Source organism: Micrococcus sp. iso_229 (assembly GCF_058072725.1).
The window spans coordinates 2,341,040-2,364,433 of the sequence record NZ_CM176514.1 but is presented as its reverse complement, the minus strand read 5'-3'; the positions used below and the strand labels follow the sequence as shown (position 1 = coordinate 2,364,433).

Annotated in this window: 23 protein-coding genes; 19 read left to right on the top strand and 4 right to left on the bottom strand. The window is 73.5% G+C overall.

What is annotated here, in order from left to right:
* Positions 1–97 precede the first annotated feature (97 nt).
* From AC3RKA_RS10980 to AC3RKA_RS10935, 10 genes are all read left to right on the top strand, one after another.
* Entirely contained in the window at positions 98–1,309 is a 1,212-nt protein-coding gene (locus AC3RKA_RS10980) for a Fic family protein (protein ID WP_489727268.1), read from the top strand.
* A gap of 307 nt (positions 1,310–1,616) precedes the next feature.
* Positions 1,617–2,108 (top strand): alpha/beta fold hydrolase, encoded by a 492-nt coding sequence (locus tag AC3RKA_RS10975; RefSeq protein ID WP_489727267.1) that lies wholly within the window; start codon positions 1,617–1,619, stop codon positions 2,106–2,108.
* Positions 2,109–2,131: 23 nt separating this feature from the next.
* Positions 2,132–2,728 carry a DinB family protein gene (locus AC3RKA_RS10970; protein ID WP_489727266.1) on the top strand — a complete coding sequence of 199 codons (597 nt, stop codon included), beginning with the start codon at positions 2,132–2,134 and terminating at the stop codon, positions 2,726–2,728.
* Positions 2,729–2,771: 43 nt separating this feature from the next.
* The gene (locus AC3RKA_RS10965) at positions 2,772–3,638 is read left to right on the top strand and encodes an 8-oxoguanine DNA glycosylase OGG fold protein (protein ID WP_336265209.1); all 867 of its coding nucleotides are present in this window, start codon (positions 2,772–2,774) and stop codon (positions 3,636–3,638) included.
* A 33-nt stretch (positions 3,639–3,671) separates the two neighbouring features.
* Entirely contained in the window at positions 3,672–3,827 is a 156-nt protein-coding gene (locus tag AC3RKA_RS10960; protein ID WP_155643064.1) for a hypothetical protein, read from the top strand.
* Positions 3,828–3,929: 102 nt separating this feature from the next.
* Positions 3,930–4,937 carry a GIY-YIG nuclease family protein gene (locus AC3RKA_RS10955; protein ID WP_336265210.1) on the top strand — a complete coding sequence of 336 codons (1,008 nt, stop codon included), beginning with the start codon at positions 3,930–3,932 and terminating at the stop codon, positions 4,935–4,937.
* A 179-nt stretch (positions 4,938–5,116) separates the two neighbouring features.
* Positions 5,117–5,824 (top strand): GntR family transcriptional regulator, encoded by a 708-nt coding sequence (locus AC3RKA_RS10950; protein ID WP_012751151.1) that lies wholly within the window; start codon positions 5,117–5,119, stop codon positions 5,822–5,824.
* On the top strand, positions 5,821–6,183 hold the full coding sequence (locus tag AC3RKA_RS10945) for a CidA/LrgA family protein (RefSeq protein WP_002855541.1): 363 nt from the start codon (positions 5,821–5,823) through the stop codon (positions 6,181–6,183). Before AC3RKA_RS10950 ends, AC3RKA_RS10945 begins: the two co-directional genes overlap by 4 nt.
* The gene (locus AC3RKA_RS10940; protein WP_248074208.1) at positions 6,180–6,914 is read left to right on the top strand and encodes an LrgB family protein; all 735 of its coding nucleotides are present in this window, start codon (positions 6,180–6,182) and stop codon (positions 6,912–6,914) included. Before AC3RKA_RS10945 ends, AC3RKA_RS10940 begins: the two co-directional genes overlap by 4 nt.
* A gap of 177 nt (positions 6,915–7,091) precedes the next feature.
* Positions 7,092–7,844 carry a metal-dependent hydrolase gene (locus AC3RKA_RS10935; protein WP_489727265.1) on the top strand — a complete coding sequence of 251 codons (753 nt, stop codon included), beginning with the start codon at positions 7,092–7,094 and terminating at the stop codon, positions 7,842–7,844.
* Positions 7,845–7,872: 28 nt separating this feature from the next.
* On the opposite strand, the gene AC3RKA_RS10930 is transcribed toward AC3RKA_RS10935, so the two are convergent.
* Positions 7,873–8,451: a DUF6226 family protein gene (locus tag AC3RKA_RS10930; RefSeq protein ID WP_489727264.1), complete on the bottom strand. Its 579-nt coding sequence runs from the start codon at positions 8,449–8,451 to the stop codon at positions 7,873–7,875.
* Between the two features lie 7 nt (positions 8,452–8,458).
* Positions 8,459–9,961, bottom strand: coding sequence for a long-chain-fatty-acid--CoA ligase (locus AC3RKA_RS10925; RefSeq protein WP_489727263.1), 1,503 nt, complete (start codon positions 9,959–9,961; stop codon positions 8,459–8,461).
* 261 nt (positions 9,962–10,222) lie between these two features.
* Here AC3RKA_RS10925 and AC3RKA_RS10920 point away from each other — a divergent pair, with 261 nt between their 5' ends.
* From AC3RKA_RS10920 to AC3RKA_RS10890, 7 genes are all read left to right on the top strand, one after another.
* Positions 10,223–11,284: a zinc-binding dehydrogenase gene (locus AC3RKA_RS10920; RefSeq protein WP_489727262.1), complete on the top strand. Its 1,062-nt coding sequence runs from the start codon at positions 10,223–10,225 to the stop codon at positions 11,282–11,284.
* 89 nt (positions 11,285–11,373) lie between these two features.
* The gene (locus tag AC3RKA_RS10915) at positions 11,374–12,231 is read left to right on the top strand and encodes a MerR family transcriptional regulator (protein WP_489727261.1); all 858 of its coding nucleotides are present in this window, start codon (positions 11,374–11,376) and stop codon (positions 12,229–12,231) included.
* A gap of 443 nt (positions 12,232–12,674) precedes the next feature.
* Positions 12,675–13,484 (top strand): ABC transporter ATP-binding protein, encoded by an 810-nt coding sequence (locus tag AC3RKA_RS10910; protein ID WP_098471003.1) that lies wholly within the window; start codon positions 12,675–12,677, stop codon positions 13,482–13,484.
* A complete protein-coding gene (locus AC3RKA_RS10905) occupies positions 13,481–14,215 on the top strand; it encodes an ABC transporter permease (RefSeq protein WP_049159722.1) in 735 nt (244 codons plus the stop codon). The genes AC3RKA_RS10910 and AC3RKA_RS10905 overlap by 4 nt, the downstream gene beginning before the upstream one ends.
* The gene (locus tag AC3RKA_RS10900; RefSeq protein ID WP_049159725.1) at positions 14,212–14,886 is read left to right on the top strand and encodes an ABC transporter permease; all 675 of its coding nucleotides are present in this window, start codon (positions 14,212–14,214) and stop codon (positions 14,884–14,886) included. The genes AC3RKA_RS10905 and AC3RKA_RS10900 overlap by 4 nt, the downstream gene beginning before the upstream one ends.
* A gap of 20 nt (positions 14,887–14,906) precedes the next feature.
* A complete protein-coding gene (locus AC3RKA_RS10895; protein ID WP_081304925.1) occupies positions 14,907–15,911 on the top strand; it encodes an ABC transporter substrate-binding protein in 1,005 nt (334 codons plus the stop codon).
* A 221-nt stretch (positions 15,912–16,132) separates the two neighbouring features.
* Complete coding sequence (locus tag AC3RKA_RS10890; protein WP_227448904.1) at positions 16,133–17,689, top strand: alanine/glycine:cation symporter family protein; 1,557 nt, start codon at positions 16,133–16,135, stop codon at positions 17,687–17,689.
* Positions 17,690–17,752: 63 nt separating this feature from the next.
* Here AC3RKA_RS10890 and AC3RKA_RS10885 read toward each other — a convergent pair whose 3' ends face one another.
* Entirely contained in the window at positions 17,753–18,601 is an 849-nt protein-coding gene (locus tag AC3RKA_RS10885; RefSeq protein ID WP_489727260.1) for a polysaccharide lyase family protein, read from the bottom strand.
* A gap of 11 nt (positions 18,602–18,612) precedes the next feature.
* Positions 18,613–20,160, bottom strand: a complete 1,548-nt coding sequence (locus AC3RKA_RS10880; RefSeq protein ID WP_489727259.1) for an alkaline phosphatase D family protein — start codon at positions 20,158–20,160, stop codon at positions 18,613–18,615.
* Between the two features lie 303 nt (positions 20,161–20,463).
* Between AC3RKA_RS10880 and AC3RKA_RS10875 the strand changes: the two genes are divergently transcribed.
* Positions 20,464–21,633, top strand: coding sequence for a cystathionine gamma-lyase (locus tag AC3RKA_RS10875; RefSeq protein WP_489727258.1), 1,170 nt, complete (start codon positions 20,464–20,466; stop codon positions 21,631–21,633).
* An 80-nt stretch (positions 21,634–21,713) separates the two neighbouring features.
* Entirely contained in the window at positions 21,714–23,345 is a 1,632-nt protein-coding gene (locus AC3RKA_RS10870) for an amidohydrolase (RefSeq protein WP_489727257.1), read from the top strand.
* Positions 23,346–23,394 lie beyond the last annotated feature (49 nt).

Genomic DNA, 23,394 nt, shown 5'->3' with positions numbered 1-23,394 from the left:
GCGCCGAGGCGATCGCGCGGCTCAGCAGTGTCCGTGCACAACGATGGCTCTTACGCAACGATCGATCCATATCATTGCGTAGGGTGCCCTTATGGGCATGGATCAGACCACCAGCACGGCCGTCGGCTGGGAAGAACGCCCCTGGACCGCGGACCCCGACGACGCTGGCGCCCTCACCCGCCGCGCTCGCGTGCGTGCAGCAGGCCCGTATCGAGCCGCGCTCCCAGCCCGTATCGCCCGACTCGTGCTCGACCTGCCCTCTGATCTGGCGACCGAGGTCGAGGAGGCGACGGCCGCCGTCGTGCGCTTCGACGCCGAGATCAGCCACGCCCTCCCGGGGCTCACTGGAGAGATCGCGCCGATCGACGCGGTGCTCCTGCGCACTGAGTCCGCGTCCTCCTCGCAGATCGAGCACATCACCGCGGGCGCGCGGGCCCTCGCCCTGGCGACTCTTGGCGAACGCACCCGCCCGAACGCAGCGCTCGTGGCGGCGAACGTGAGGGCCATGGGCGCTGCTTCCCTGCTGGCCGCCGACCTCGACGAGCCCGCCCTGCTGGCCGCCCATCGTGCCCTCATGGACGGCCAGGAGCATGCCCGGCCGGGCGCGTACCGCGATGCGCAGGGGTGGATCGGGGGTGGGGCGCCCACGCCGCACACGGCGCAGTTCGTCCCGCCCCACCCGGAGCGCCTGCGTGCCGGGATGGACGATCTCTTCGCCTACCTGCGTCGCGCGGATGTACCCGCCCTCGTGCAGGCCGCCATCGCGCACGCCCAGTTCGAGACCATCCACCCGTTCGCGGACGGCAACGGCCGCACGGGGCGCGTCCTCGTGCACGCCGTGTTACACCGGGCCGGCGCGATCACCCGTATGGGGGTGCCCCTCTCCGCGGGACTCCTCACAGACACGGCCGGATACTTCGACGCCCTCACCGCCTACCGCGACGGCGACCCCGAGCCCATCGTGCGCCGCTTCGCGATGGCCGCCCTGGCCGCCGTCGGCAACGGCCGGGAGCTCGTCGCGGACCTGGACGAGGCCCTCACGGGCTGGCGCGAGCGGCTCACCGCCCGGCGGGACGCGGCGGTCTGGCGGGCGCTCGCGGTGATCATCGCTCAGCCTGCCGTGACCGTGGACCACCTGGCTCAGGTGCTGGGGGTCTCGCGCCCGGCGGCCCAGCGCGCCGTGGACCAGCTCGTCGAGGCCGGTGCGCTGGAGCCGGCCTCCAGCCAGCGGCGGAACCGGGTGTGGCTGGCCACCGAGGTGCTCGCCTGTCTGGACGAGTTCGCCGCGCGTGCGGGCCGGCGGGGTTGACCGGGTGTGGACTACCGGGCTGACCAGCCTCAGTGCTGTGTGTAGTGCCCCGGCCATGGGCGTCACCGCCGGTACCGTCGTCCGCGCCCACCATGACGGCGGTGGCCCCGCCGGCTCTACCCCGCTCCAACGTGTGCGGGCCCTGGTCAGGCGAACACACGAAGTGTGGCCCGCGGGCCGGCTCGCGGGCCGTCAGCCACAGGATCACGTCCCCCACGGTGGCCCGCGTTCCCTTCCACCAGGGACACCGATCCGGCAGGGCCAGCCGAGGTCGTCCTCCCGGTGCGGGCGCGGCGTCAGCCGCGCGGTGCGCAATGGCCAGTCAGGGGCGGGGCCGCCCGCAACCGCGCCCTCCCTGCGCTTCACCCGGGACGTCGGCGTCGGCGGGGAGGGGCCCGAGGCCACTGCCGGTGTCATCGACTGGTTCCGTGCTTGGCCCGTCCCCTTCGCCACCGCGGACGACGCCCTCGCCCACCTTGGCGGCGGACCTGCCGCCCGGGTGTGGGCCGAGGGGCTCGAGGAAACGGACGCCGGCTGGGCGCCACGCTTCGACGTCGACGTGCTGGCGGCCACCCTGCGGCCCGTCCACGAGCGGCCCCGGTGGGAGGAATGGGGGCAGATCGCCGCGCCCACCCTGCTGATCACCGGGGAGAACGGGTACGTGCCCGCCGGAGAGCTGGACGAGATGCGGCGGCGGCGCCCGGACGTGCGGCACGTGCAGGTGCCCGGCGCGGGGCACGACGTGCACCTGGACGCGCCGGAGCGGGTGGCTGAGCTCGTGCGGGGGTTCGCAGCCTGATTGATCTGGGGCAGGATCACCCCATGGACCACAAGCAGATCCTCCACGACGGGCTGCGCCGCCAGCGTGCGGCCCTCCTCCAGAAGCTCGAGGGCCTCAGCGAGCGCGACGCCCGCCTGCCGCGCACCCCCACCGGCACCAACCTGCTGGGACTGGTCAAGCACGCCGCCGTCATCGAGCTGGAGTACTTCGGTGAGACGTTCGGTCGCCCCGCCGAGGTGCAGCTGCCCTGGACGGCGGCGGGGCAGCCGGAGGAGGACAACGTGGACATGTTCGCCGCCGAGGGTGAGTCCCTCGAGGACGTCCTCGAGTTCGCCCGCCGCTGCTTCGACCACGCGGACGCGACCATCACGGCCCTCGACGCCGACGCCCCCGGGCGGGTGGCGTGGTGGCCCGACGACAAGGCGGAGGTCACGCTCGCGCAGATCATCGCGCACGTCGCCCTGGACGAGGCCCGGCACGCCGGCCACGCGGACATCCTGCGGGAGCAGATCGACGGGCAGGCCGGCCTGCGCGCCCCGGGGAACAACCTGCCCCCGTGGGACGCCGACCGCTGGGCCGCCCACGTGGACCGTCTGACCGCCATCGCGGAGGGGGGCGGCGGGCCGGGCCGGAACTGAAGGCACATGCCTCCCGTGCCGGTCCTGGGCCTACGCTGTGGCCATGACGAGTACTCCCGCTGCCGCCATACCCCCTGCCCTCCAGCGCTCATTCGACGCGTGGGCTGCCGCCGGCAGGCCCGCTGACGACCCCACCCGCTGGTCCATTGACCACTGGACGGCCCACGTGCCCGACCTGCCCGCCTGCCTCGAGCGCGAGCCGCTGACCCGCGCCGTCGTCACCGGCTACGCCGCGAAGGTGACCGCCGAGGACCGCGCCGTGCAGCGGGACGCCTTCATCGCCGCGATGGTGTGGGGATACGGACGGGTCGGCTACGGCCCCTCCCGGGTGGAGCGCATCATGGCGCAGCCCGGGTTCGAGGAGCAGCTCGCCGACGTCACCCGCATCACCCTCGAGCAGGGCGGGCCCGCGGCCTTCGAGCACATCCGGCAGCAGCGCAAGAGCGGGGCCGGCTGCCTCAAGCACCTCGGCGCGGCCTTCGGCACCAAGTACCTCTACTTCCTCACCAAGGCCCACCGGGAGTCCGACATCGCCCCCATCCTCGACTCCGTGGTGCGTGCCTGGTTCGCCGAGCACGTGAAGGACGTCGACGTCCGGATCGGCGGCGGCTGGACCTACCCCCGCAAGTACGCCACCTACGTGGAGACCATGCAGGCGTGGGGTAAGGAACTCAAGATCCCGGCCGACGACGTCGAGCGGCTCATCTTCCTCCAGCAGCAGGACGCCACCCAGGAGCCCTGGCGGGAGAGCTGGAGTTCCGCCACCGCGGACCCGGAGGCCGGCGAGCTGCTCGAAGCCCTCCGCCTCGCGCTGGCCGACCTGGGCGCCGAGGATGACGCCGAGCCCCACCTGCAGGCTCTGGAGGACGTCATCGCCGGCGCGGAGGACCGGGCGCCCGACGAGGCGTGAAGCCCCGCCCTCCTGCGCGCGCTTGGAGTCGAGATGAACGTGTCCGCTGGGCAGCTGATCGGCGACGAGTCCGGCGTGCACCGCGGTCTATACCTGCGCGTCGTGGACCACGTCCCGTGGCTGCGCGACTTCGCGTGCGACGGCCTCCGCGTCTTCGGCCCCGAGGGCCGGTGGATCCTGGCGCGGTGAGGGCTCAGCGATCCATCGCAAGGGCGCCTACCGTGTCCAGGACCCTCCGTAGGCTCGAGGCGCAGCCGGGGTGGATGTCCCGGACGAAGAGAGGACATTGGCATGACCACCAAGGCGGGGCTCATCGCGGCCGCTTCCCATGCTCTGCAGAACGGTCCCCAGCTGTTCGCACGCGTCGAGGACGGCGGTGTGGTCATCGGTGGGCGTGGCGGCGAGGTCGTGCCGGATTCGACCGGGCTGTACGCGGTTGCCGCGCAGGATCCTGACGCAGTGCGAGCCGAGCTCCGATTGGACACGTCTGTCAGTCGAGGCGACGTGCTTTACATCGGCAAGGCCGAGGGCAGCCTGCGGGCCCGCCTGGAACGCAAGCATTTCGCGGACGGCGGTACCGCGCACTCCACTCTGCGCCGCACCCTGGCCGCACTCCTGGTGGATCGGCTGAACCTGGAGCCGGTCGCCGTCGCCTCCGCGGGTCGATTCACCCTCACCCCGGAGAGCGGCGAGCGGCTGACCACCTGGATGCGGCGTCACCTCGCCGTCCGCGTGTGGCAGGCACCCGCCGGGTTCGCGGAAGTGACACCGCTCGGGGGCATTGAGAAGCCTGTGATTGACATGCACACCCCGCCGTTGAACCTCACCTACGGCGGCACCAGCCCCGAAGCACAGCTGCTCCGCCAGCGCATCCGGAAGGCCCGCACGGCCATGGCGGAGCAGGCGAAGCGTGGTGTGGACGCGGTGGAGGCCGACTCGTCGGCGCGCGCGACCGTCGGCAACTTGTTCCGCCGCCGCCCCCGCCAGTACGGGTTGCGGGGAAGCGTCGGTCTCTGGGAGGAGCTCGCTGAACGGCTCGACGACACCCCCATGCCCACCAGTGAGCATGAACTCGGCCGGCTCCTGCACGATGCGCTCGAACGCTCCCTCGAGGGGGCCGAGCCTTACGAGGAGGACAAGGTCAACGTGGAGCGGTTCAACCGCGGAGGCATGAGTCAGGGCCTCGTCCACCTGCCCTGGTGGGAGGACCAGGCCATCCCCCTCCTCCTCGACCGCTGGGGAGCCTGGGCGGACACCCAGGGTCTCCTCGGCCCGGAGGACTACATCGAGAGCTGGTGACCCGACAGTGCGTGGTGCCTGCCGCCGTCCTCGATGGCCTCCTTCGCCACCGGCCGGGTGATGGCGACAGTCATGGGGCGAGGGTGGGCGCCGGCATCATGGGCCCCTCCCCACCCGGACCTCTTCTGAGTCCGACACAATGCATACATCCATGCATGCATCCGATTAGTCTGGCCCGCATGACTCCACTCTCCGACCCCTTATGGGGCAGTCGTGCCACGGCTGCCGGCCGCCTGGCCCACGACGTCGCCTGGCGCATCGTCCGCGGTGAGATCGCCGCGGGGGAGATGCTCACCGAGGTCCAGCTCTCCACGGAGGCCGGCATCTCCCGGACGCCGGCCCGGGAGGCCCTCCTCCAGCTCGAGCGCTGGGGCCTGGTGCGGCTCCTCCCCAAGAAGGGCGCGGCCGTGCAGGCCCTCACGCCGCAGAGCGTGGCCGACCTCACGGCCCTGCGCGGCCTCCTCGAGTCCACCGCCCTCGCCACGGTCGCCGCGCGGCCCGACGCCGTCGGGCCCCTCGTCGCCACGCTCACCGCCAACCTGGAGCAGCAGCGCGCCGCCCTGGACGCCGGCGACCTCGCTGCGTTCTCCGCGCTGGACGTGCGCTTCCACCGGGACGTGATCGCCACGTGCGGCAACGCCGCCTTCGACGAGGTCGTGCGCACCTTCGCCCCCCGCCTGGCCCGCCTCATCCACGCCGCCACCGGCGGATCCGTCGACGCCGCCCGCCGCCTCCTCGATGGGCACGCCGAGATCTGCGCCCAGCTGGCCGCCGGGCGCGCCGCGGACGCCCAGCGCGCCCTGCAGGCGCACCTCGACGCCGCGGGGACCGGCGTCGTCCCCGGCCTGCCGCCCGTGGGCCCGTCCGAGGCAGGTGAACCCCGATGATCGAAGGCCTGCTGATCCTGCTGCTCTGCCAGCTGGCGGGCACGCTCGTGGCCGACACGCTGCACCTGCCGATCCCCGGGGCCGTGCTGGGCATGCTCCTGCTGCTCGGCCTGCTCGCGTGGCGCCGGCCGGCCGAGGACGCGCCGGTGATGACGGCGAGCCATCACCTGCTCCAGCACCTGCCGCTGCTGTTCGTCCCGGCGGGCGTCGGCGTCGTCGCGGTGCTGGGCCTCATCGGGGAACACCGGGCGCTGATGCTGGTCGGCTTCGTGGTGCCCTGGCTGCTGGGGCTGGTGGTCACCGCCGGCGTCGCCGCCCCGCTCGCCCGCCGCCTCACGGACAAGGAGGACGCACAGTGAACGCCGCCGAACTCACCGACTCCCTCGCGGAGGCCTGGGACGCGCTCCTGCACACACCGCTGTTCGGCATCGCGCTGACCCTCGCCGTCGCCGTGCTCGCCCGCCGCCTGTGGCTCGCCGCCCGGCAGACCGCCCTGCTCACGCCCGTGCTCGTGACGATCGTGCTGGTGGCCGCGTTCCTGGCCCTGACCGGCATCGACTATGAGACCTACATGATCGGCGGCAGCTACCTCACCTTCCTGCTGGGCCCCGCCACCGTGGCCCTCGCCGTCCCCCTGTACCGGGCCGGCCCTGACATCCGGAAGCTGTTGCTGCCGGTCGCCGTCGGGGTCACCGTCGGCTCGCTGACCGCCATGGTGAGCGCCGTGCTGATCGTGCGGATGATGGGCGGGGACGCCGCGCTGGCCGCCACGTTCGCCCCCAAGTCCGCGACGACGCCGATCGCCATGGCGGTGGCCGACGCCGGCGGCGGGATCGTCTCCCTCGCCGCCGTGCTCCCCGTGCTCACCGGCGTGCTCGGCGCCGTGCTCGCCCCCTGGGTGCTCGACCGGCTGCGCGTGCGCGACCCCCGCGTGCGCGGCCTGGCCATCGGCGTGAGCTCCCACGGCATCGGCACCGCCCGCGCCCTCGCCGAAGGCCCGAAGACCGGCGCGTTCTCCGCCCTCGCCATGGCCTGCTCCGGCGTGCTCACCGCCCTGCTGGCCCCGCTGGTGCTGGCGATGACGGGGTGAGGGGCCGGGCGGCCGCCCCCGGCCGGGCAGCCGCCTCGACCCGCTCCGGCCGCGGCGGCCTCCTTACCGTGTCCGCCCCGCCTGCCACCCTGGTCCTCTTCCTTCCCCGCGGGCCGCCCGCCGGCCCTCGCAGGCGCAGTGATGCGGCCCGGTCCTGCGAACGAGAGGACCTCACCCATGATGGGTCCGTCCCACGCGGCCACCGGCGCCGCGGCCTGGCTGGCGCTCACGCACTGGCAGTCGCCGATCGCCGTGCTGCACCTGCCCGCCGAACTCCAGCTGCTCGGCGCCGTGACCACCGCCGGCGCGGCCATGATCAGCGACTGGGACCACCCCCGCGCCACCGTCGTCCACGCCCTGCCGCCCGTGACCGAGTGGATGAGCCGCAGCATCCGCCGCGTGGCCGGCGGGCATCGACGCGGCACACACTCGCTGGTGGGGGTCGCGGCGTTCACCGCCATCGCGACGGCGGCCGCCTCCATCCAGGTGCCGATCGCGGGGCACGTCTACACGCCGGGGCAGGGGGTCATCGCCGCGTTCCTGGCGGCCGTGGCCGCCAAGGCCCTCCGACTGCTCCCGAACCGGGGATGGAGGGCCGCGTGGGCACTCGGCATCCTGGTCGCGGTGTCGGCGACCGTCCTCAGCGACGGGCTGTGGTGGATCCCCGCCTCCGTGGCCGTCGGCGTGAGCGTGCACATCCTCGGCGACGCCTTCACCAACAACGGGGTGGCCCTGCTCTGGCCGCTCAGCCCGGAGCCTCCCGCGCGCCTGTGGTGGTGGCAGTCCTCCGGACGGTTCCGGCTTCCGCTGCTCGGCCGGACCGGGTCCTGGCGGGAGTGGGTGCTCGTCTCGGTGGTCACCGCGTTCACCGTGGTGCGGGCCGTGCGGCTCGTCCCGCTCGCCGCTCGGGGGGTGGCGGCACTGTTCTGAGCGGCGGCACCCGGCCACCGCTGTCCCCTCACGTCTCCGGGAACCACCCCGCCCGCACGGTCGCCTCGGTTCCGCGCGGCAGCCGCGGACGGCCGCCGGCGGCCAGGTCCCGGCACGCGTCCGTGAGCGCCTCGAACGACCACCCCGGGACCCGGGCCTGCCCCTCGGCCGTGCCGTCCGCGCGCCAGTGCACATGCCAGTCCCGGCGTCGCAGCCCATGACGGCCCCGCAGGCTCACCCCCGTCCCGACCGCGCGCACGACCGCCTGGTCCACGGCCTCGAGCAGCTCGTCCGACCCGGGGTCGCAGGCGTCGCATTCGCAGTCCGGCAGCAGCGCGTGCACCTGCCCCGGGGCGCCGACCGCCACCCGGATCACCGGCAGGACGCCGCCGTCGTCGTCGTCCTGGGGCACGTCCGTCTCCAGCAGCCACCAGGGGGAGGCGCCGTCGACGCCGGCCGGCGGCGCCACCCGCAGCGCCCGGTCCACGGGGACCGCCAGGTCTGCGTGCCCGGCCTCGTCGAACGGGATGCCACGCACCGGGTCCGGCGCGACGACGGCGCCCGCCTCCGCGAGCACCTCGGCCCACACGCCGGCCCGGGCGGTCATCCCGAGATCACTCCGCCGGCGTCAGTTCCCGCTTGAGGATCTTGCCGGTGGCGGTCTTGGGCAGCCCGTCCCGCACGGACACGGTGCGCGGGTACTTGTAGGGGGCCACCTGGGACTTCACGTGCTGGATCAGCTCCTCCTCCGTGGCGTGCGCGCCGGGGGCGAGCACCACGTGCGCGGCGACCTCCTGGCCGAGCTCCGGGTGGGGCACTCCCACGACGGCGGCCTCCGCGACGGCCGGGTGCTCGTAGAGCACCTCCTCGATCTCGCGCGGGTACACGTTGAGCCCGCCGCGCAGGATCATGTCCTTCGTGCGGTCCACGATGTAGTAGTTGCCCGCGGCATCGCGCCGGGCGAGGTCGCCGGAGCGGAACCAGCCGTCCTCGGTGATGGCCTGGGCAGTCGCCTCCGGCTTGCCCCAGTAGCCCTTCATCACGTTCTCCCCGCGGATCCACACCTCGCCCAGGGTCTCCTCGTCGCCCTCGGGCACGACGGCCCCGTCCGGCGTCACCAGCTGCAGTTCGCACCCGCGGACGGCGCGTCCGATCGAGCCCGGCTGATGCTCCTCACCCGGATGGTTGAAGCACGCCACCGGGGAGGTCTCGGACAGGCCGTAGCCCTCGAGGATCTCGCAGTCGAAGGTGGCCTCGAAGCGTCGCAGCAGCTCCACGGGCAGGGCGGATCCGCCGGAGACGCCCAGGCGCAGGCTGGCCAGGTCCTCCGGATGGTCCTTGGCCGCGGCCAGCACGGCCCCGTACATGGTGGGCACGCCGATGAACACGTCCACCGCGCGCTCCCGGACGGTCTGCGCTGCCACGGCGGGATCGAAGCGGGGGATCAACGCCAGGCTGGCGCCCATCGTCACGGGCGTCATGAGCGCGCACGTGAGGCCGAAGACGTGGAACAGCGGCAGGCAGCCGAGCACGGTCTCCCCGTGCTGGAGCTGGATCAGCGTCTCCGCCGCGGTGTCCGCGTTGGTGCCCATGTTCCGGTGGGTCAGCTGGGCCCCCTTGGGGCGGCCGGTGGTGCCGGAGGTGTAGAGGATGACGGCGTCGTCCTCGAGGCCCCGCTCGACGGTCTCGGTCACCGGGCCGGGGCTCTCCGCGAGGTGCGGGGCGAGGCCGTCCTCGCCGAGGGTGCGCAGCGGCACACCGCGCTCGCGGGCGCCCTCCACGGCTTCCTCGGACGGCACGGACCACAGCATCGACGCGCCCGAGTCCTCCAGGTAGTACTCGATCTCGCGGCGCTTGAACAGCGGGTTCATCGGAACGACGACGGCGCCCAGCTGCAGGGCCGCGAAGAACACCACCGGGAACGCCGGGATGTTCGGCACCATGAGCGCCACGCGGTCCCCGGGGCCGATGCCCTCTTGCCGCATGAGGCCGGCCAGACGCTGGGACTGGTCCTGCAGCTCGGCGTATGTCATGCGGTTCTCGCCGAGGATCAGGGCGGTGGAGTTCGGGTGCTCGGCGGCGGTGCGCGCGAGGCGGGCGGGCAGGGTGAGGGTCACGACGGGCCTCCGAGGGGAGTCGGATGTGATGGGAACCACAGCGTAACGCCCGGCGGTGCTCGTTCGCTGTGAGCCGAGCGGGGTGTGTCGGCCGACCTCACGCCAGCGACATCACCGCGGTTCTGCCCGGCGGTGATGTCGCTGGCGCGCGGCCATCCACGGCCCCGCCTGCGTCGCCGATGTGTCGTCTCCACGGCTCAGGGGCGCAAGACTGGTCCCCGCACACCGCCCGGACCGCCGGGCCAGACCGGAGGACAGACCATGACCGCACAGACCCCCGCCACCCCGGCCATCCCCGAGACGATGAAGGCCGTCGTCATGCGCGCGCCGGGTGACGTCGTCGTGGAGGAGGTGGACACCCCGCGCGTCGCCCAGCCCACGGACGTGGTCCTGAAGCTGGCCGCCGCGTGCGTGTGCGGCTCGGACCTGTGGCCCTACCGCGGCCACAACGACGTCGACCACCGGCGCATGGGCCACGAGTACGTCGGCACGATCGTGGAGAAGGGCGAGGACGTCGCCACCCTCGAGGTCGGCGACTTCGTGATCGGTTCCTTCATGCTCTCAGACAACACGTGCGAGATCTGCCAGGCCGGCTACCAGTCCCGCTGCGTCAACGCCGGTGAGTACACGGGCAGCCAGGCGCAGTACATGCGCGTCGAGCTCGCGGACGGCTCCCTCGTGAAGGTGCCCGGGGGTGAGCCCTCTGACCCGGACCGCCTGGCCGACTACCTCGCCGCCTCGGATGTGCTCGGCACCGGCTGGTACGCCGCCGTCGCCGCGCAGGCCGGCCCCGGCAAGACCATCGCCGTGGTCGGCGACGGCGCCGTCGGCCTGTGCGCCGTCCTGGCCGCCAAGACCCTCGGCGCGGAGAAGGTCATCGTGTTCTCCCGCCATGAGGATCGGGCCGCGCTCGCCCGTGAGTTCGGCGCCGACGTCGTGATCGCCGAGCGCGGCGAGGAGGGCGCCGCCCAGGTGCGCGAGCTCACCGGCGGCTACGGCGCGCACGGGGTGTGCGAGGCCGTCGGCACGCAGGGTTCCATGGACCAGGCTCTGGCCTCGGTCCGCCCCGGCGGGTACGTCGGGTTCGTGGGCGTCTCCCACGATCAGACCCTCGACGGCTCCGACCTCTTCGCCCGTGAGATCCACCTCGAGGGCGGGCCCGCGCCCGTCCGTCGCTTCCTGCCCGAGCTGATCGAGCGCATCCAGTCCGGTGAGATCCAGCCCGGCCGGGTGTTCACCGCGCGCATGCCGCTCGACGACGCCGCCGAGGCGTACCGGGCCATGGACGAGCGCCGCGAGATCAAGGTGCTGCTGGAGGTCTGAGGCCGTCGGTCTCGAGCAGGCTGGGCGACGCTTGACCCTCCCCTTGGGGGAACGCCCACGCTGGGATCACCTGAGAGAGAGGTCGTCCCATGAGCCCCCTGATGACCGTCGGCGAGTTCGCCCTCGCCACCGGACTGAGCGCGAAGGCGCTGCGCTTCTACGACGAGCGCGGTCTCCTCGCCCCCGCCGACGTCGACGCCCGCTCCGGCTACCGCCGCTACGCGCCCGGTCAGATCCGGACGGCCGCGCAGATCCGCGTCCTGCGGGCAGCGGGCCTCACGGTCGACGACGTCCGGTCCGTCCTCGCGGACCCCGCCTCCCTGCCGGCGCGGCTCGAGGCGCACGCGGCCGAGCTGCGACGCCGCCGCGACCTCGAGGACCGCGCGCTCGCGCTCGCGGCCGCCGGTGTCTACGCGGCCCCGGATCCCGACGACGGCGGCCCCGCCCGTCCCGGCCCCGTGGCGGAGCGCACGGTCGGGCCGACACCGTGGGCCGGCGTCGTGCAGCGGGTGGCCCTGGACGAGGCCGGTGAGGAGGCGACCACCGAGCGCGCGAACGCCGCCTTCGCGACGCTGTTCCAGGCGCTCGCGGAGGCGGGGTCGGCACCGGCCGGGCCGCCGTGGACGGCGCTGCGTCCGGTGCCGGGCTCCGCCGACGTCGTGGAGACCGTCCGGGCCGTCCCGCTGAGCGGCCCGGCTCCCACGGGCCTCAGGGTCGACGGGCACGAGGTGGTGACCGGGACGCTGCCGCGCCGCGTGGAGCGGTACGTGGACGTGCGGGCCGATGCGGGCGACGTCGACCTCCTCGACGACGCCCCCGGCGGCGCGCTGCCCCATCCGGATCTGCTGGGGCTCATGGACGCGTTCGACGTGGAGGACGCCGGCGTCGCGCCGGAGTTCCGCCAGATCCTCGCGGACCGGAGGCCGGACACATCGAGCTGGCGGTGACGGTGCGGGAGGAGGCGGGAGCGGGGCAGGGGTGAGCCGGTGCGGGGACGGCACGGCGTGTCTGGCCGGCCGACCCTGTCGGTCCCGCGCAGACCCCCGGGGGGCTCAGGGGTGCGCGGGGTGGCCCGGCGGCTCGCGCTCGGTGCATACGTCGAAGTGGGAGTGCCGTCGCCGAAACCGTTGTCCAGGTGTGAGTGCGGATGAGTTCTTGTTGACATCTCCGTCCTCGACCCGACGGCCTGACATGCGGAGGCGAGTGCCGTCGTCGGGAAACCCCGATGCCGACGACCCTCCGCACCGGCTCCATGACCTTTTCCGCACCTCTGCGGCCCCGGCCCCTCGACCCGGCCTGACCTGGGGTCTACGCTGGCCGATCAGGCCTCGCACCCGAAGAGCGCGGCGTCTGCGTCCACGCCTGTCGAGTCCTCAGGGAGCACCACCGCATGATCCGCTTCGAGCATGTGGAGAAGACCTTCCCGGACGGTACCCGTGCCGTGGAGGACTTCTCCCTCGAGGTCCCCCCGCACACCACCACCGTGCTGCTGGGCTCCTCCGGCTGCGGCAAGACCACGCTCCTGCAGATGGTGAACCGGATGGTAGACCCCACCGGTGGCCGCGTGCTCATCGAGGGCCGTGACGTCGCCTCCCTGGACCCCGTGAAGCTGCGCCGCGGCATCGGCTACGTCATGCAGAACGCCGGCCTGCTGCCGCACCGCACCGTGCTGGACAACGTGCTCACCGTGCCGCGCCTGACCGGCCGGATCTCCCGCCAGGACCGGGACCACGCGCACGAGCTGCTCGAGCTCGTCGGCCTGCCCGCGGCCGTCGCCTCCCGATACCCCTCCCAGCTCTCCGGCGGCCAGCGCCAGCGTGTGGGCGTGGCCCGCGCCCTCGCCCCGGACCCGGACGTCCTGCTCATGGACGAGCCGTTCTCCGCCGTGGACCCGGTGGTCCGCGCGGACCTGCAGGCCGAGATGCTGCGCATCCAGCGCGAGCTGTCCAAGACCGTCCTGTTCGTCACCCACGATGTGGACGAGGCCGTCCTCCTTGGAGACGAGGTCCTGGTCCTCCGCGAGGGCGCCCGCGTGGCCCAGCACGGCACCGGCGATGACATCCTGCTGCGCCCCGCCGACGACTTCGTCCGCTCCTTCGTGGGCGGCGCCCGCCGCGAGCTCCACGTGGAGGACCGCACCGGCACCCCCATCGTGGTGGACGCCTCCGGCCGCGTCGCCGGGACGCTGGTGCAGCCGTGACCTGGATCAGCGCCAACCTGGACTTCATCCTGTCCCTGACCTGGCGGCACATCGCCCTCGCCTCCCCGGTGGTCCTGCTCAGCCTCCTGATCTCCGTGCCCCTGGGCCGCCTGGCCAACGCCACCGGCTGGGGTCGGAGGCTGATCGTGGGCGGCTCCAGCCTGCTCTACGCCATCCCCTCGCTCGCCGTGTTCGTGATCCTCCCGGGCCTGGTGGGCACCAAGATCCTAGACCCGCTCAACGTGGTCATCGCCCTCACCCTCTACGGGGTGGCCCTGCTGACCCGAAGCGCCTCCGAGGCCTTCGACGCCGTGGACGACGAACTCCTCACCGCCGCCACCGCCCAGGGCCACAGCGCCTGGCAGCGGTTCTGGCGGGTGGAGCTGCCGCTGGCCGGCGAGTCCCTCCTGGCCGGCACCCGCGTGGTCAGCGCCTCCACCCTGTCCCTCGTCTCTGTCGGTGCGCTGATCGGCGTGCAGTCCCTCGGCACCCTCTTCACCGAGGGGTACGCCCGCAGCTTCGTCACCGAGATCGTCGTCGGCATCGTCGGCACGGTGATCCTCGCCGTCGTCTTCGACCTCGTCCTGGTAGCCCTCGCCGCTCTCCTCATGCCGTGGACGAGGCGCGCGAAGGTCCGGAAGGCGAGCGGCCGTCGTCGTTCCTCACAGGACACCACGACGACGGCACTCGCCACCGTGCCCGACCTCGCGGTGCAGGAGGGTCGCCGATGATCAGCTCCCTCTTCTCCTGGTTCGCCGACCCCGCCCACTGGGCGGGCCCGAACGGCGTGCCCGCCCGCGTGCTCGAGCATCTCGGCTACTCGGTGCTCGCCCTGGCGATCGCCGCGGCCATCGCGTTCCCGGTGGGCGTGTGGATCGGCCACACCGGACGGGGCCGGCGCGTGGTGGTGGCGCTGTCCTCCGCCCTGCGCGCCCTGCCGACCCTCGGCCTGCTGACCTTCCTCGCGATCGTCCTGGACATCAGGCTGCGGGAGGCGCTGATCCCCACCGTGATGGTGCTGGTGATCCTCGCGATCCCGCCCCTGCTGGCCGGCACCTACGCCGGACTGCAGGCCGTGCCCCGCGAGGTGGTCCACGCTGCCCGCGCCAACGGCCACTCCACCGGCCAGCTCATCGGCCAGGTGGAGCTGCCGATCGCCCTGCCCATGGCCGTCGGCGGACTGCGGTCCGCCACCCTGCAGGTGATCGCCACGACCTCCGTGGCCTCCTACCTCGGCCTCGGCGGGCTCGGCCGCTACCTCTTCGACGCGCTCGCCGTGCAGGACTACGTGACCATGCTCGCCGGCGCCGTGCTGATCGCCGTGCTCGCCCTGCTGTGCGACGGCCTCCTGCTGCTGGTGCAGCGCATCCTGACCCCCGCTGGGCTGAGGGCCCGCGGCTGACCCACGAAAGGACGGCTGCCATGGCTGCCACCGACCACACCTTGAATCCCCGGGCGGGAGCGAACCCGTCCGCCGCCCCGAACCGGCTGGTGCGGCGCCGCGCCGTGATCGGCCTGCTCGCCGGCGCGCCCCTGCTGGCCGCCTGCGGCGGGGACCCGCTCTCCTCCGACGGCGGCGGGCAGGGCTCGGGAGGCTCCGGCTCCGGCGGGACCGTCCGCGTGGGCTCGGCGAACTTCCCGGAGTCCGAGATCATCGGCGAGCTCTACGCCCAGGTCCTCGAGGCCAAGGGCCTCACCGTGGAGCGGAAGATGCAGATCGGCTCCCGCGAGGTCTACCTCGGTGCCCTCAAGGACGGGTCCATCGACCTGATCGGCGAGTACACCGGCAACCTCCTGGCCTTCTATGACAAGCAGGCGAAGGCGAAGACGTCCGAAGAGGTGTTCGCCGCCCTGCAGAAGGCCCTCCCGGACGACCTCGAGGTCCTGGCCGAGGCGAAGGCGGAGAACAAGGACGCCTGGTGCGCGGCCGGCGACTGGGCCAAGCAGCACGGTATCTCCTCCTACGCGGACCTGAAGGACTACGACGGCACCCTCCGCGTGGGCGGCCCGCCGGAGATGAGCCAGCGCGACTACGGCGCCGGCCTCGCCCGCGTGGAGTCCGTCTATGGCGTGCCCGCGGACAGGATGGAGTTCACCCCCATCAGCGACGGCGGCGGCCCGCTGACCGTCAAGGCCCTCAAGGACGGGGACGTGGACCTGGCGAACATCTTCTCCACCACCCCGGCCATCGAGGAGAACGGCTTCGTGATGCTCGAGGACCCCGAGGGCATGGTGACCCCGCAGAACATCGTCCCGCTCATGGCCAAGGACAGGGTCACGGACCAGATCCGCGAGGCCGTGGAGTCCGTGCAGAAGGTCCTCACCACCGAGGACCTCATGGCCATGAACGCCGAGAACTCGGGCGAGCAGAAGAAGCAGCCGCGAGAGGTCGCGGGGGAGTGGCTGAAGGAGAAGGGCCTGGTCTGAGGACTGCCCTCGACGCCGAATCAGAGGAAGTGGTCGCCTCACGCCTCGTGAGGCGACCACTTTCTCCTGGTTCGAGGGAGGCGGGGGTGCAGGGACGGCGCGGCGTGTCTGGCCGGCCGACCCTGCCGGTCCCGCGCAGACCCCCCGGGGGCTCAGGGGTGCCCGGGGTGGCCCGAATGTGATGGAGTGCACGGATCCTGTCCACGACCTGGGAAGTGACCATGGAGCAGTTCGTCACCGCCGCCAACTCGATCATGTGGAGCCTGCCCATGGTCGTCGGACTCCTCGCCCTGGGCCTGTACTTCACGATCCGCATGGCGGCTCCCCAGGTGCGGCTGCTCACGGACATGGTGGGTCAGCTGGCCAGGGGAGGATCGTCGTCGGCGGGGATCAGCTCGTTCCAGTCGTTCGCCATGGCCCTGGGCGGGCGCATCGGGGTCGGCAACATCGCGGGCGTCGCGGCCGCGATCTACCTGGGCGGCCCGGGCGCGCTGTTCTGGATGTGGGTGACGGCGATCCTCGGCGCCCCCGTGGCGCTCGTGGAGAGCTCGCTCGCACAGCTCTACAAGCACAAGGTCCGCGGGGAGTACCGCGGCGGGCCCGCGTACTACATCCTCGAGGGGCTCGGCCGGAACTGGCGGTGGCTGGCGGTCGCGTATGCCGCGGCCACCGTATTCGCCACGGTCTTCACCGGCCCGCAGATCCAGGCCAACGCCGTCACCGCCGCCACGACCGAGGCGTGGGGCTGGGACCCGCTGTGGGTGGGACTCGGGATGGCCGTGCTGTTCTGCGTGATCGTGTTCGGCGGCATGCACCGCCTGGGCCGCACGGTGGGCCTCGTGGTCCCGTTCATGGCCGGCGCGTACATCCTGGTGGGGCTGCTCGTCGTCGGGCTGATGTGGCAGCAGGTCCCTGCGATGTTCGGGCTGATCTTCTCCAGCGCGCTGGGCCTGGACTCGGTCTACGGCGGCATCCTCGGCGCCGCCGTCGCGTGGGGCGTGCGCCGTGCCGTGTACTCCACCGAGATCGGCACCGGTTCGGGGGCCCAGGCCTCGGCGGCCGCCCACGTCTCCCACCCCGTGAAGCAGGGCCTGGCCCAGGCGTTCTCCGCCTACGTGGACACCCTGTTCGTCTGCACAATGACCGGCCTGATGATCCTCGCCACGAACAGCTTCAACGTGCTGGGGCCGGACGGGGAGAGCCTCCTCGCCGAGCACGTGCCCGGCGTCGAGGAAGGCCCGGCGTGGGTCCAGATCGCCATCGACGAGGCACTGCCCGCCTTCGGCCCGTCCTTCGTGGCGATCGCCGTCTTCCTGTTCTCCTTCACCACTCTGCTCTCCTTCGCGTTCTACGCGGAGACGAACGTCGCCTACCTCATCCCGAACAAGACGGCGCAGCGCGCGGTCATCGCGATCGCCCGGCTGCTGCTGGCCGGCTCCATGGTGTTCGGGTCCGTGCAGACCTCCGCGTTCGTGTGGTCCCTCGCGGACTTCGGCGTGGGCCTCTACACGTGGGTGAACATCGTGGCGCTCATCCTGCTGAGCCCCGTGGCCATCCGGCTGTTCAAGGACTACGACCGCCAGCGCCGCGCCGGCCAGGACCCCGTCCTGGACCCGGCCGCCATCGGCGTCCGCAACGCCCGCCTGTGGGAGCAGATCCACGCGGCGTACCAGCAGACCGGCGACCTCGACCGCGCCATGGAGCACGTGGCCGACACCGCCCCGGACACCCGCGCGATCACCGTGGTGCGCGGGGGCCCGGAGCGCGGGGAGGGGTGAGCGGGGCTCAGCCCTGGGCCCGCGACGATCCGAGGCCGTCCGGCCGGCCCCCTGGCCGCCGCCTCAGCGCGCCCGCTCGTACAGGCCCAGCGCGTCCCAGGCCACCCAGCCGCCCTCGGCGAGGGTGAACTCCACGACGTTCTCGCCTGCGGCCAGCGCCCCGGTCGGCAGGGTGAACTCGTGGTACGAGCGCAGCAGCGTGGACCCGGCCAGCGTCGCGTCGCCCTCGCGGGAGCCGCGTGTCGCCCCCTTCGCCAGCTCCACGGACTGCACGTCCCGCCCGTTCACCGCCACGTCGAGACGCCCGCCCAGGCGCGTGGTGTCCACGAACCACAGCGCCAGGTCGACGTCGCGCTGCGGGGCGGCGTCGAGGGTCACCGCCCAGCGGGCGCGGTAGGCCTTCCGACCGGCCCAGGCGTCGCCCGGACCCGGCAGTAGGTACGGCCAGGCCTCGGCGGGGGTGTCCACGCCCTGGACGTAGTCGATCACGGCCGTCGGGTGGGCCTTCGGGATCTGCCCGTACTGGGCGGGGGAGAAGCGCAGCTCGAGGGACTTCCCGTCGAACTCGCCGATCCGCGCCAGCTCACGACCGGTCGCGGTCACGGACGCCTGGGATCCGCCCACCACCGCCGAGGACGGACGGCTGCGCCGGCCCGCGTCGGACACCGCGACGACGACGTACCAGAAGTCCTCCCCGGCGGGGTCGAGGCCGTGGTGCACGAAGCGCGGATACACGGTCTTGCCCACCAGGTGCGTCTCGTCGGGCGTCGCGCCCCTGCCGGACGTCGGCAGGGCGTACACGCGATAGTGGTCGATCAGCGGCTCCCACGGCAAGGGCGTCCAGGTCAGCTCGACGCGGGAGATGGCGCCGGTGGCGGCCACGCCGGTGACGGTCTGCGGGTTCTTGCTCATCGGTGCTCTCCTCAGGCCTCGATCAGGCGGCTGCTGCCGGCGGGGGTGGTGAAGCGGGCGCTGAGCTCCTTGGGCGCGGTGTCGTCCGACTCCACCCAGGGCACCACCCAGAACGAGGACGTCAGCTGCGCCGGTGTGAACCGCAGGTGCAGGTAGCCGCGCCGCCCGTCGTAGTGGCGCACGTAGTCGTGCCGCACCCAGTCCGGCGTGTACTTGTCCGTCTTCGCGCCGTCGCCGTCGGAGGCCGCGGACGTCGTCACCAGTTCGACGCCGGCCGGCCCGGCCGGCAGGCCCGCCGACTCGCCGCGGAGCTCGGCGGCCACGTGCTTGTGGATGTCGCCGGTGAGCATCACGGCGTTGCCCGCGCGCTTCATCTCCGTCAGCAGGCGACGGCGGGCGGCCGGGTAGCCGTCCCACTGGTCGCTGCGGTTGTCCGAGATCGGCGCGAGCACGACGCCGCCGGCCAGCACGTTCCACTGACTCTGCGACGTGCGCAGCCGCTCGGTGACCCACCGCTCCTGAGCCGCGCCCAGCATGGTGCGGTCCTCGCGCTCGCGGTCGGTGGCGTCGGCCGGCGGGGCGTCTCGGAACTGGCGGGTGTCCAGCAGGGAGATGCGGGCCAGCGCGCCGACGTCGAGCCCCGCCACGATGTCCGACTCCGGCCCCTCCGGCAGGGCGTCGATGTCCACGGGCAGGTTCTCGTAGAAGGCCCGGTAGGCGACGGCGATGCGGTGCGCGAACAGCTCCTCGGGGATGCCGGTGGAGGAGGCGGCGCCCACGTAGTTGTTCTGCACCTCGTGGTCGTCCCAGATGGCGACGGCGGCCGCTCGGGCGTGCAGCGCCTGCAGGTGCGGGTCCGACTTCGTCAGGGCGTACCGCAGCCGGTACTGCTCGAGAGTCTCGATCTCCACGGCGTGCGCGGGCGTGACCTCGGCCCCCTGACGCCACAGGTTCGCGGCGGTGATGCCGTACTCGTAGATGTAGTCGCCGAGGAAGACGGTGAGGTCCAGGTCCTCCTCCTGCGCCAGGTGGCGGTGAGCGGCGAAATGGCCGTGGTACCAGGCCTGGCAGGAGATCAGCCCCACGGTGAAGTCGTCCGCGGCGGAGCCGGCGGCTGGCAGGGTGACGAAACGGCCGACGGGGCTCGTCTGCGGGCCCACCACGAAGCGGTAGAAGTGCTCCGTGCCGGGCGCCAGGCCCTCGACGCGCGGGTGGACGGAGTGCGCGAGCTCCGGCTGGGCCAGCGCGGTGCCGCGGGCCACGATGCGGCGGAAGTCGGCGGTGCGGGCCACCTCCCACTTCACGGGCACCGAGCGCAGAGGCATGCCGCCGTGCCCGTCCTCCGCCAACGGCTCCGGTGCGAGCCGGGTCCACAGGACCGCGCCGTCCGGCCGCGGATAGCCGCTGGCCACCCCGAGTCCGAAGAGGCCGTCCCGCTGCGGCAGCGGCTCGGCGTGTGCCGCGGCGGGGGCGTTCACCCCGAGGGCGAGGACGGCGGCGCTCGCTCCGCTGAGGCCGAGCAGGCGGCGGCGGCTGAGGGTCGGGGAGGGGTAGGACATCGTGGCCTTTCATCCGTGCGGCTCGTCGGCCCGGGGGGACCGGCGTGTCGCACCGTAGGGGCGCGGTGTGAACGGCGAGCGAGCGTGCGGTGGCCGCCCGGGAACGGGACGGGGTCGGCCGGTGCGTTCCGCGGACACCGACCTCACGCTGATCCGCCCTGTCCTGAGCAACGCCGGTTGAGTTGTCACGGGTCTTCGCGCCCAGGACCCGCGATAAGTCAACCAGCGTTGCTTCGGGCGGCAGATCCGGGGTCGCCAGCTCCTTTGGTGAATCCGCGCCCGGCGCCCCGGCAGAATGGCTTGATGGCATCCCCGCAGCCCCCCGCCTTCGGCCCCGTCCTCCACCACCGCGCCCACGGCATGGCCCCCGGCGACGCCATCTCCCCGCCGCTGGTGCACGCCTCCGCGTTCCACCTGCCCGGGTCCGGTCCCGACGGCGCCCCCGTGACCCCCGGTGCGGACGTCGCCTTCCAGTACGCCCGCTGGGGCACCCCCACCTGGGCCGCGCTCGAGGCCGCCCTCGGCGCGCTCGAGGACGCGGACGTCGCCGTCGTCCCCTCCGGCATGGCGGCCATCGCCGCCGCCCTGCTGCCCGTGCTCCGCCCCGGCGACCGCGCCCTGCTGCCCTCGGACGGCTACGGCGCCACCCGCGCCCTCGCCGCCGAGCACCTCGTGCCCGCCGGCGTCCACGTGGACTTCGTGTCCACGCCGGGCCTCGCGGACGCCGACCTCTCCGTCTACGACCTCGTGTTCGTCGAGACCCCCTCCAACCCCGGGCTGCGCGTCGCGGACCTGGCCGACGTCGCCGCCCGCGCCCACGCGAACGGGCGTCGGGACGGGAAGGGGGCGCTCGTCGTCGTGGACAACACCTCCCTGACCCCGCTGGGGCAGCGGCCGCTGGACCTGGGGGCGGACCTCGTCGTCGCCTCGGACACGAAGGCCCTCAACGGGCACACCGACGCCCTCGGCGGGCACGTCGCGTCCCGCGACCCCGGGCTGATGGCGCGCGTGCGCGGCTGGCGCACCCTGGCCGGCGGGATCCTCGGCACCCACGAGGCCTGGCTGATCCACCGCGGTCTGGAGACCCTCGAGGTCCGCTTCGCCCGCATGTGCGCGACGGCGCTCGCGGTCGCCGAGCTCGCGACCGGGCACCCGGCCGTGCGCGCGGTGGCCTACCCGGGGCTGCCGGACCACCCGGACGCGGCGGTCGTCGCGCGCCAGATGACGGCGGCCGGCGGCGTCGTCGGGCTGGAGTTCGCGGACGCGGCCGCGGCGGAGCGGTTCATCGGGGCGGCCGCGTACGTGGTGGCGCAGACGAGCTTCGGGGGCACCCACACCGCGGCGGAGCGCCGCGCCCGCTGGGGCGACGACGTCCCGGCCGGCTTCGTGCGCCTGTCCGTGGGCGTCGAGCCGACGGCGGAGCTGCTCGCCGATCTCACCCGGGCGCTGGACGCGGCGGCCGGACCCGCCTGAGCCCGGCCCTGCCCGCCTGAGCCGGGCCCGGCTACGCTCGCGAACCATCCCCCGCCGACCCGCCCCAGGAGACCCGCCCCATGCAGCTCGACCTGATCGTGGAGAACGCCCGCCTCATCACCGGCGACCCCGCCCGCCCGTCGGCCTCACGGCTGGGGGTGTGGCGGGGCGTCGTCGTCGGGGTGGACGAGGAGCTGGACGGCCTCGCGACGCGCGAACGCCTCGACGCGCGGGGGCGCACCGTCCTCGCCGGGTTCAACGACGCCCACGCGCACAGCGTCTGGTTCGGCCAGTCCCGGCTGGACGTGGACCTCGAGGGCGCGCGCACCGCGGAGGAGGTCCACCGCCGGGTCCGCGCCCGCGCCGCCGAGCTCGACCCCGGCGCCTGGGTGACGTGCACCGGCTTCGACCCCGGCCACCTCACCGGACCCCAGCCCGACCGGGACAGCCTCGATGCCGCCGCCTCCGGGCGCCCCGTGCTCATCCGCCACAACACGGGCCACGCCGTCACGGTGTCCGGGGTGGTGCTGGTCCTGGCCGGTGTGGGGGAGCAGGTGCTGCAGCAGCCCGAGGGCGGGCGGATCCTCACGGACGCCGAGGGCCGGCCCACCGGTCTGTTGGAGGAGACCGCCATGAGCCTGGTGACCCGGCTGCTGCAGCCGGAGTCCCACGAGCACACCGGCGCGTGCCTGGCGCGGGCCTCGCAGGAGTACGCGGCGGAGGGCATCACCTCGGTGACGGATGCGGGGGTGGCCGGCGGGTGGATCGGGCACAGCCCGCTCGAGTTCGGCGCGTATCAGCGCGCCCGGGACGCGGGGCTGCTGCGCACCCGCTTCCAGACGATGGTCACCCTGGACGCGCTGCGCCCGGTGGACGGCCATCCCGACGACGGCACGCACCTCACCCTCGACGCCGGCGTGCGCACGGGGGTGGGCGACGAGTGGCTGCAGATCGGGCCGGCGAAGGTGTTCACGGACGGGTCGATGCTGGGCCAGACCGCCGCGATGACCGAGGACTACTGCGGCCACGGCCACGGCCGCGGGTATCTGCAGCAGGACGCGGGGGAGATGCGCCGGGCGTGCCTCGGTGCCGCGGCCGCCGGCTGGGCCCTGGCCCTGCACGCGATCGGCGACGCCGCCCTCGACTTCGCCCTCGACGTGATCGCCGAGGCGCGGGGCCGGTTCGGGCGCCCCGTGATGCCGCACCGCGTGGAGCACGGCGGGGTGGTCCGCGACGATCAGGTGGCCCGCATGGCCGAGCTGGAGGTCGTGATGGCCACCCAGCCGAACTTCATCAGCGCGTTCGGCGGGTCGGTGCGGGAGCGGATCGGGCCGGAGCGGGCCGCGCTGTCGTACCCGGCCGGGCGGCTGCTGCGCGCGGGCCTGGTGCTGCCCGGCAGCTCGGACCGCCCCGTGGCCGGTGGCCGCCCACTGGAGGTCATCCAGGACTTCGTGCTGCGCCGCACCGAGACCGGCGAGCAGTACGGCCCGGACGCGGAGCGGCTCACGGTGGCCGAGGCCCTGCACGCCTACACGGTCGGCTCCGCGGAGGCGACCGGCTGGGGCGGCCGCAAGGGACGGCTCGCCGCAGGCCAGCTCGCGGACTTCACGGTGCTCGGCGAGGACCCGCGCGCGGTGCCGAGCGACCAGATCGCGGCGATCGACGTCGTCGCCACCGCCGTGGGCGGGGAGTTCGTGCACGGCGGGCTGTGACGCCCGGCCCCGGCGCCCCGCGACGAGCCCTGCGATATGGCCCCTAAAC

Excerpts from the sequence above, each read along its gene's own strand:
- AC3RKA_RS10935 (WP_489727265.1), top strand. The coding sequence starts at position 7,092 with ATGATGGGTCCGTCCCACGCGGCCACCGGCGCCGCGGCCTGGCTGGCG.
- AC3RKA_RS10915 (WP_489727261.1), top strand. The coding sequence starts at position 11,374 with ATGAGCCCCCTGATGACCGTCGGCGAGTTCGCCCTCGCCACCGGACTG.
- AC3RKA_RS10890 (WP_227448904.1), top strand. The coding sequence starts at position 16,133 with ATGGAGCAGTTCGTCACCGCCGCCAACTCGATCATGTGGAGCCTGCCC.
- AC3RKA_RS10920 (WP_489727262.1), top strand. The coding sequence starts at position 10,223 with ATGACCGCACAGACCCCCGCCACCCCGGCCATCCCCGAGACGATGAAG.
- AC3RKA_RS10910 (WP_098471003.1), top strand. The coding sequence starts at position 12,675 with ATGATCCGCTTCGAGCATGTGGAGAAGACCTTCCCGGACGGTACCCGT.
- AC3RKA_RS10900 (WP_049159725.1), top strand. The coding sequence starts at position 14,212 with ATGATCAGCTCCCTCTTCTCCTGGTTCGCCGACCCCGCCCACTGGGCG.
- AC3RKA_RS10885 (WP_489727260.1), bottom strand. The coding sequence starts at position 18,601 with ATGAGCAAGAACCCGCAGACCGTCACCGGCGTGGCCGCCACCGGCGCC.
- AC3RKA_RS10950 (WP_012751151.1), top strand. The coding sequence starts at position 5,117 with ATGACTCCACTCTCCGACCCCTTATGGGGCAGTCGTGCCACGGCTGCC.
- AC3RKA_RS10965 (WP_336265209.1), top strand. The coding sequence starts at position 2,772 with ATGACGAGTACTCCCGCTGCCGCCATACCCCCTGCCCTCCAGCGCTCA.
- AC3RKA_RS10970 (WP_489727266.1), top strand. The coding sequence starts at position 2,132 with ATGGACCACAAGCAGATCCTCCACGACGGGCTGCGCCGCCAGCGTGCG.
- AC3RKA_RS10945 (WP_002855541.1), top strand. The coding sequence starts at position 5,821 with ATGATCGAAGGCCTGCTGATCCTGCTGCTCTGCCAGCTGGCGGGCACG.
- AC3RKA_RS10930 (WP_489727264.1), bottom strand. The coding sequence starts at position 8,451 with ATGACCGCCCGGGCCGGCGTGTGGGCCGAGGTGCTCGCGGAGGCGGGC.
- AC3RKA_RS10880 (WP_489727259.1), bottom strand. The coding sequence starts at position 20,160 with ATGTCCTACCCCTCCCCGACCCTCAGCCGCCGCCGCCTGCTCGGCCTC.
- AC3RKA_RS10895 (WP_081304925.1), top strand. The coding sequence starts at position 14,907 with ATGGCTGCCACCGACCACACCTTGAATCCCCGGGCGGGAGCGAACCCG.
- AC3RKA_RS10980 (WP_489727268.1), top strand. The coding sequence starts at position 98 with ATGGATCAGACCACCAGCACGGCCGTCGGCTGGGAAGAACGCCCCTGG.
- AC3RKA_RS10875 (WP_489727258.1), top strand. The coding sequence starts at position 20,464 with ATGGCATCCCCGCAGCCCCCCGCCTTCGGCCCCGTCCTCCACCACCGC.
- AC3RKA_RS10870 (WP_489727257.1), top strand. The coding sequence starts at position 21,714 with ATGCAGCTCGACCTGATCGTGGAGAACGCCCGCCTCATCACCGGCGAC.
- AC3RKA_RS10960 (WP_155643064.1), top strand. The coding sequence starts at position 3,672 with ATGAACGTGTCCGCTGGGCAGCTGATCGGCGACGAGTCCGGCGTGCAC.
- AC3RKA_RS10955 (WP_336265210.1), top strand. The coding sequence starts at position 3,930 with ATGACCACCAAGGCGGGGCTCATCGCGGCCGCTTCCCATGCTCTGCAG.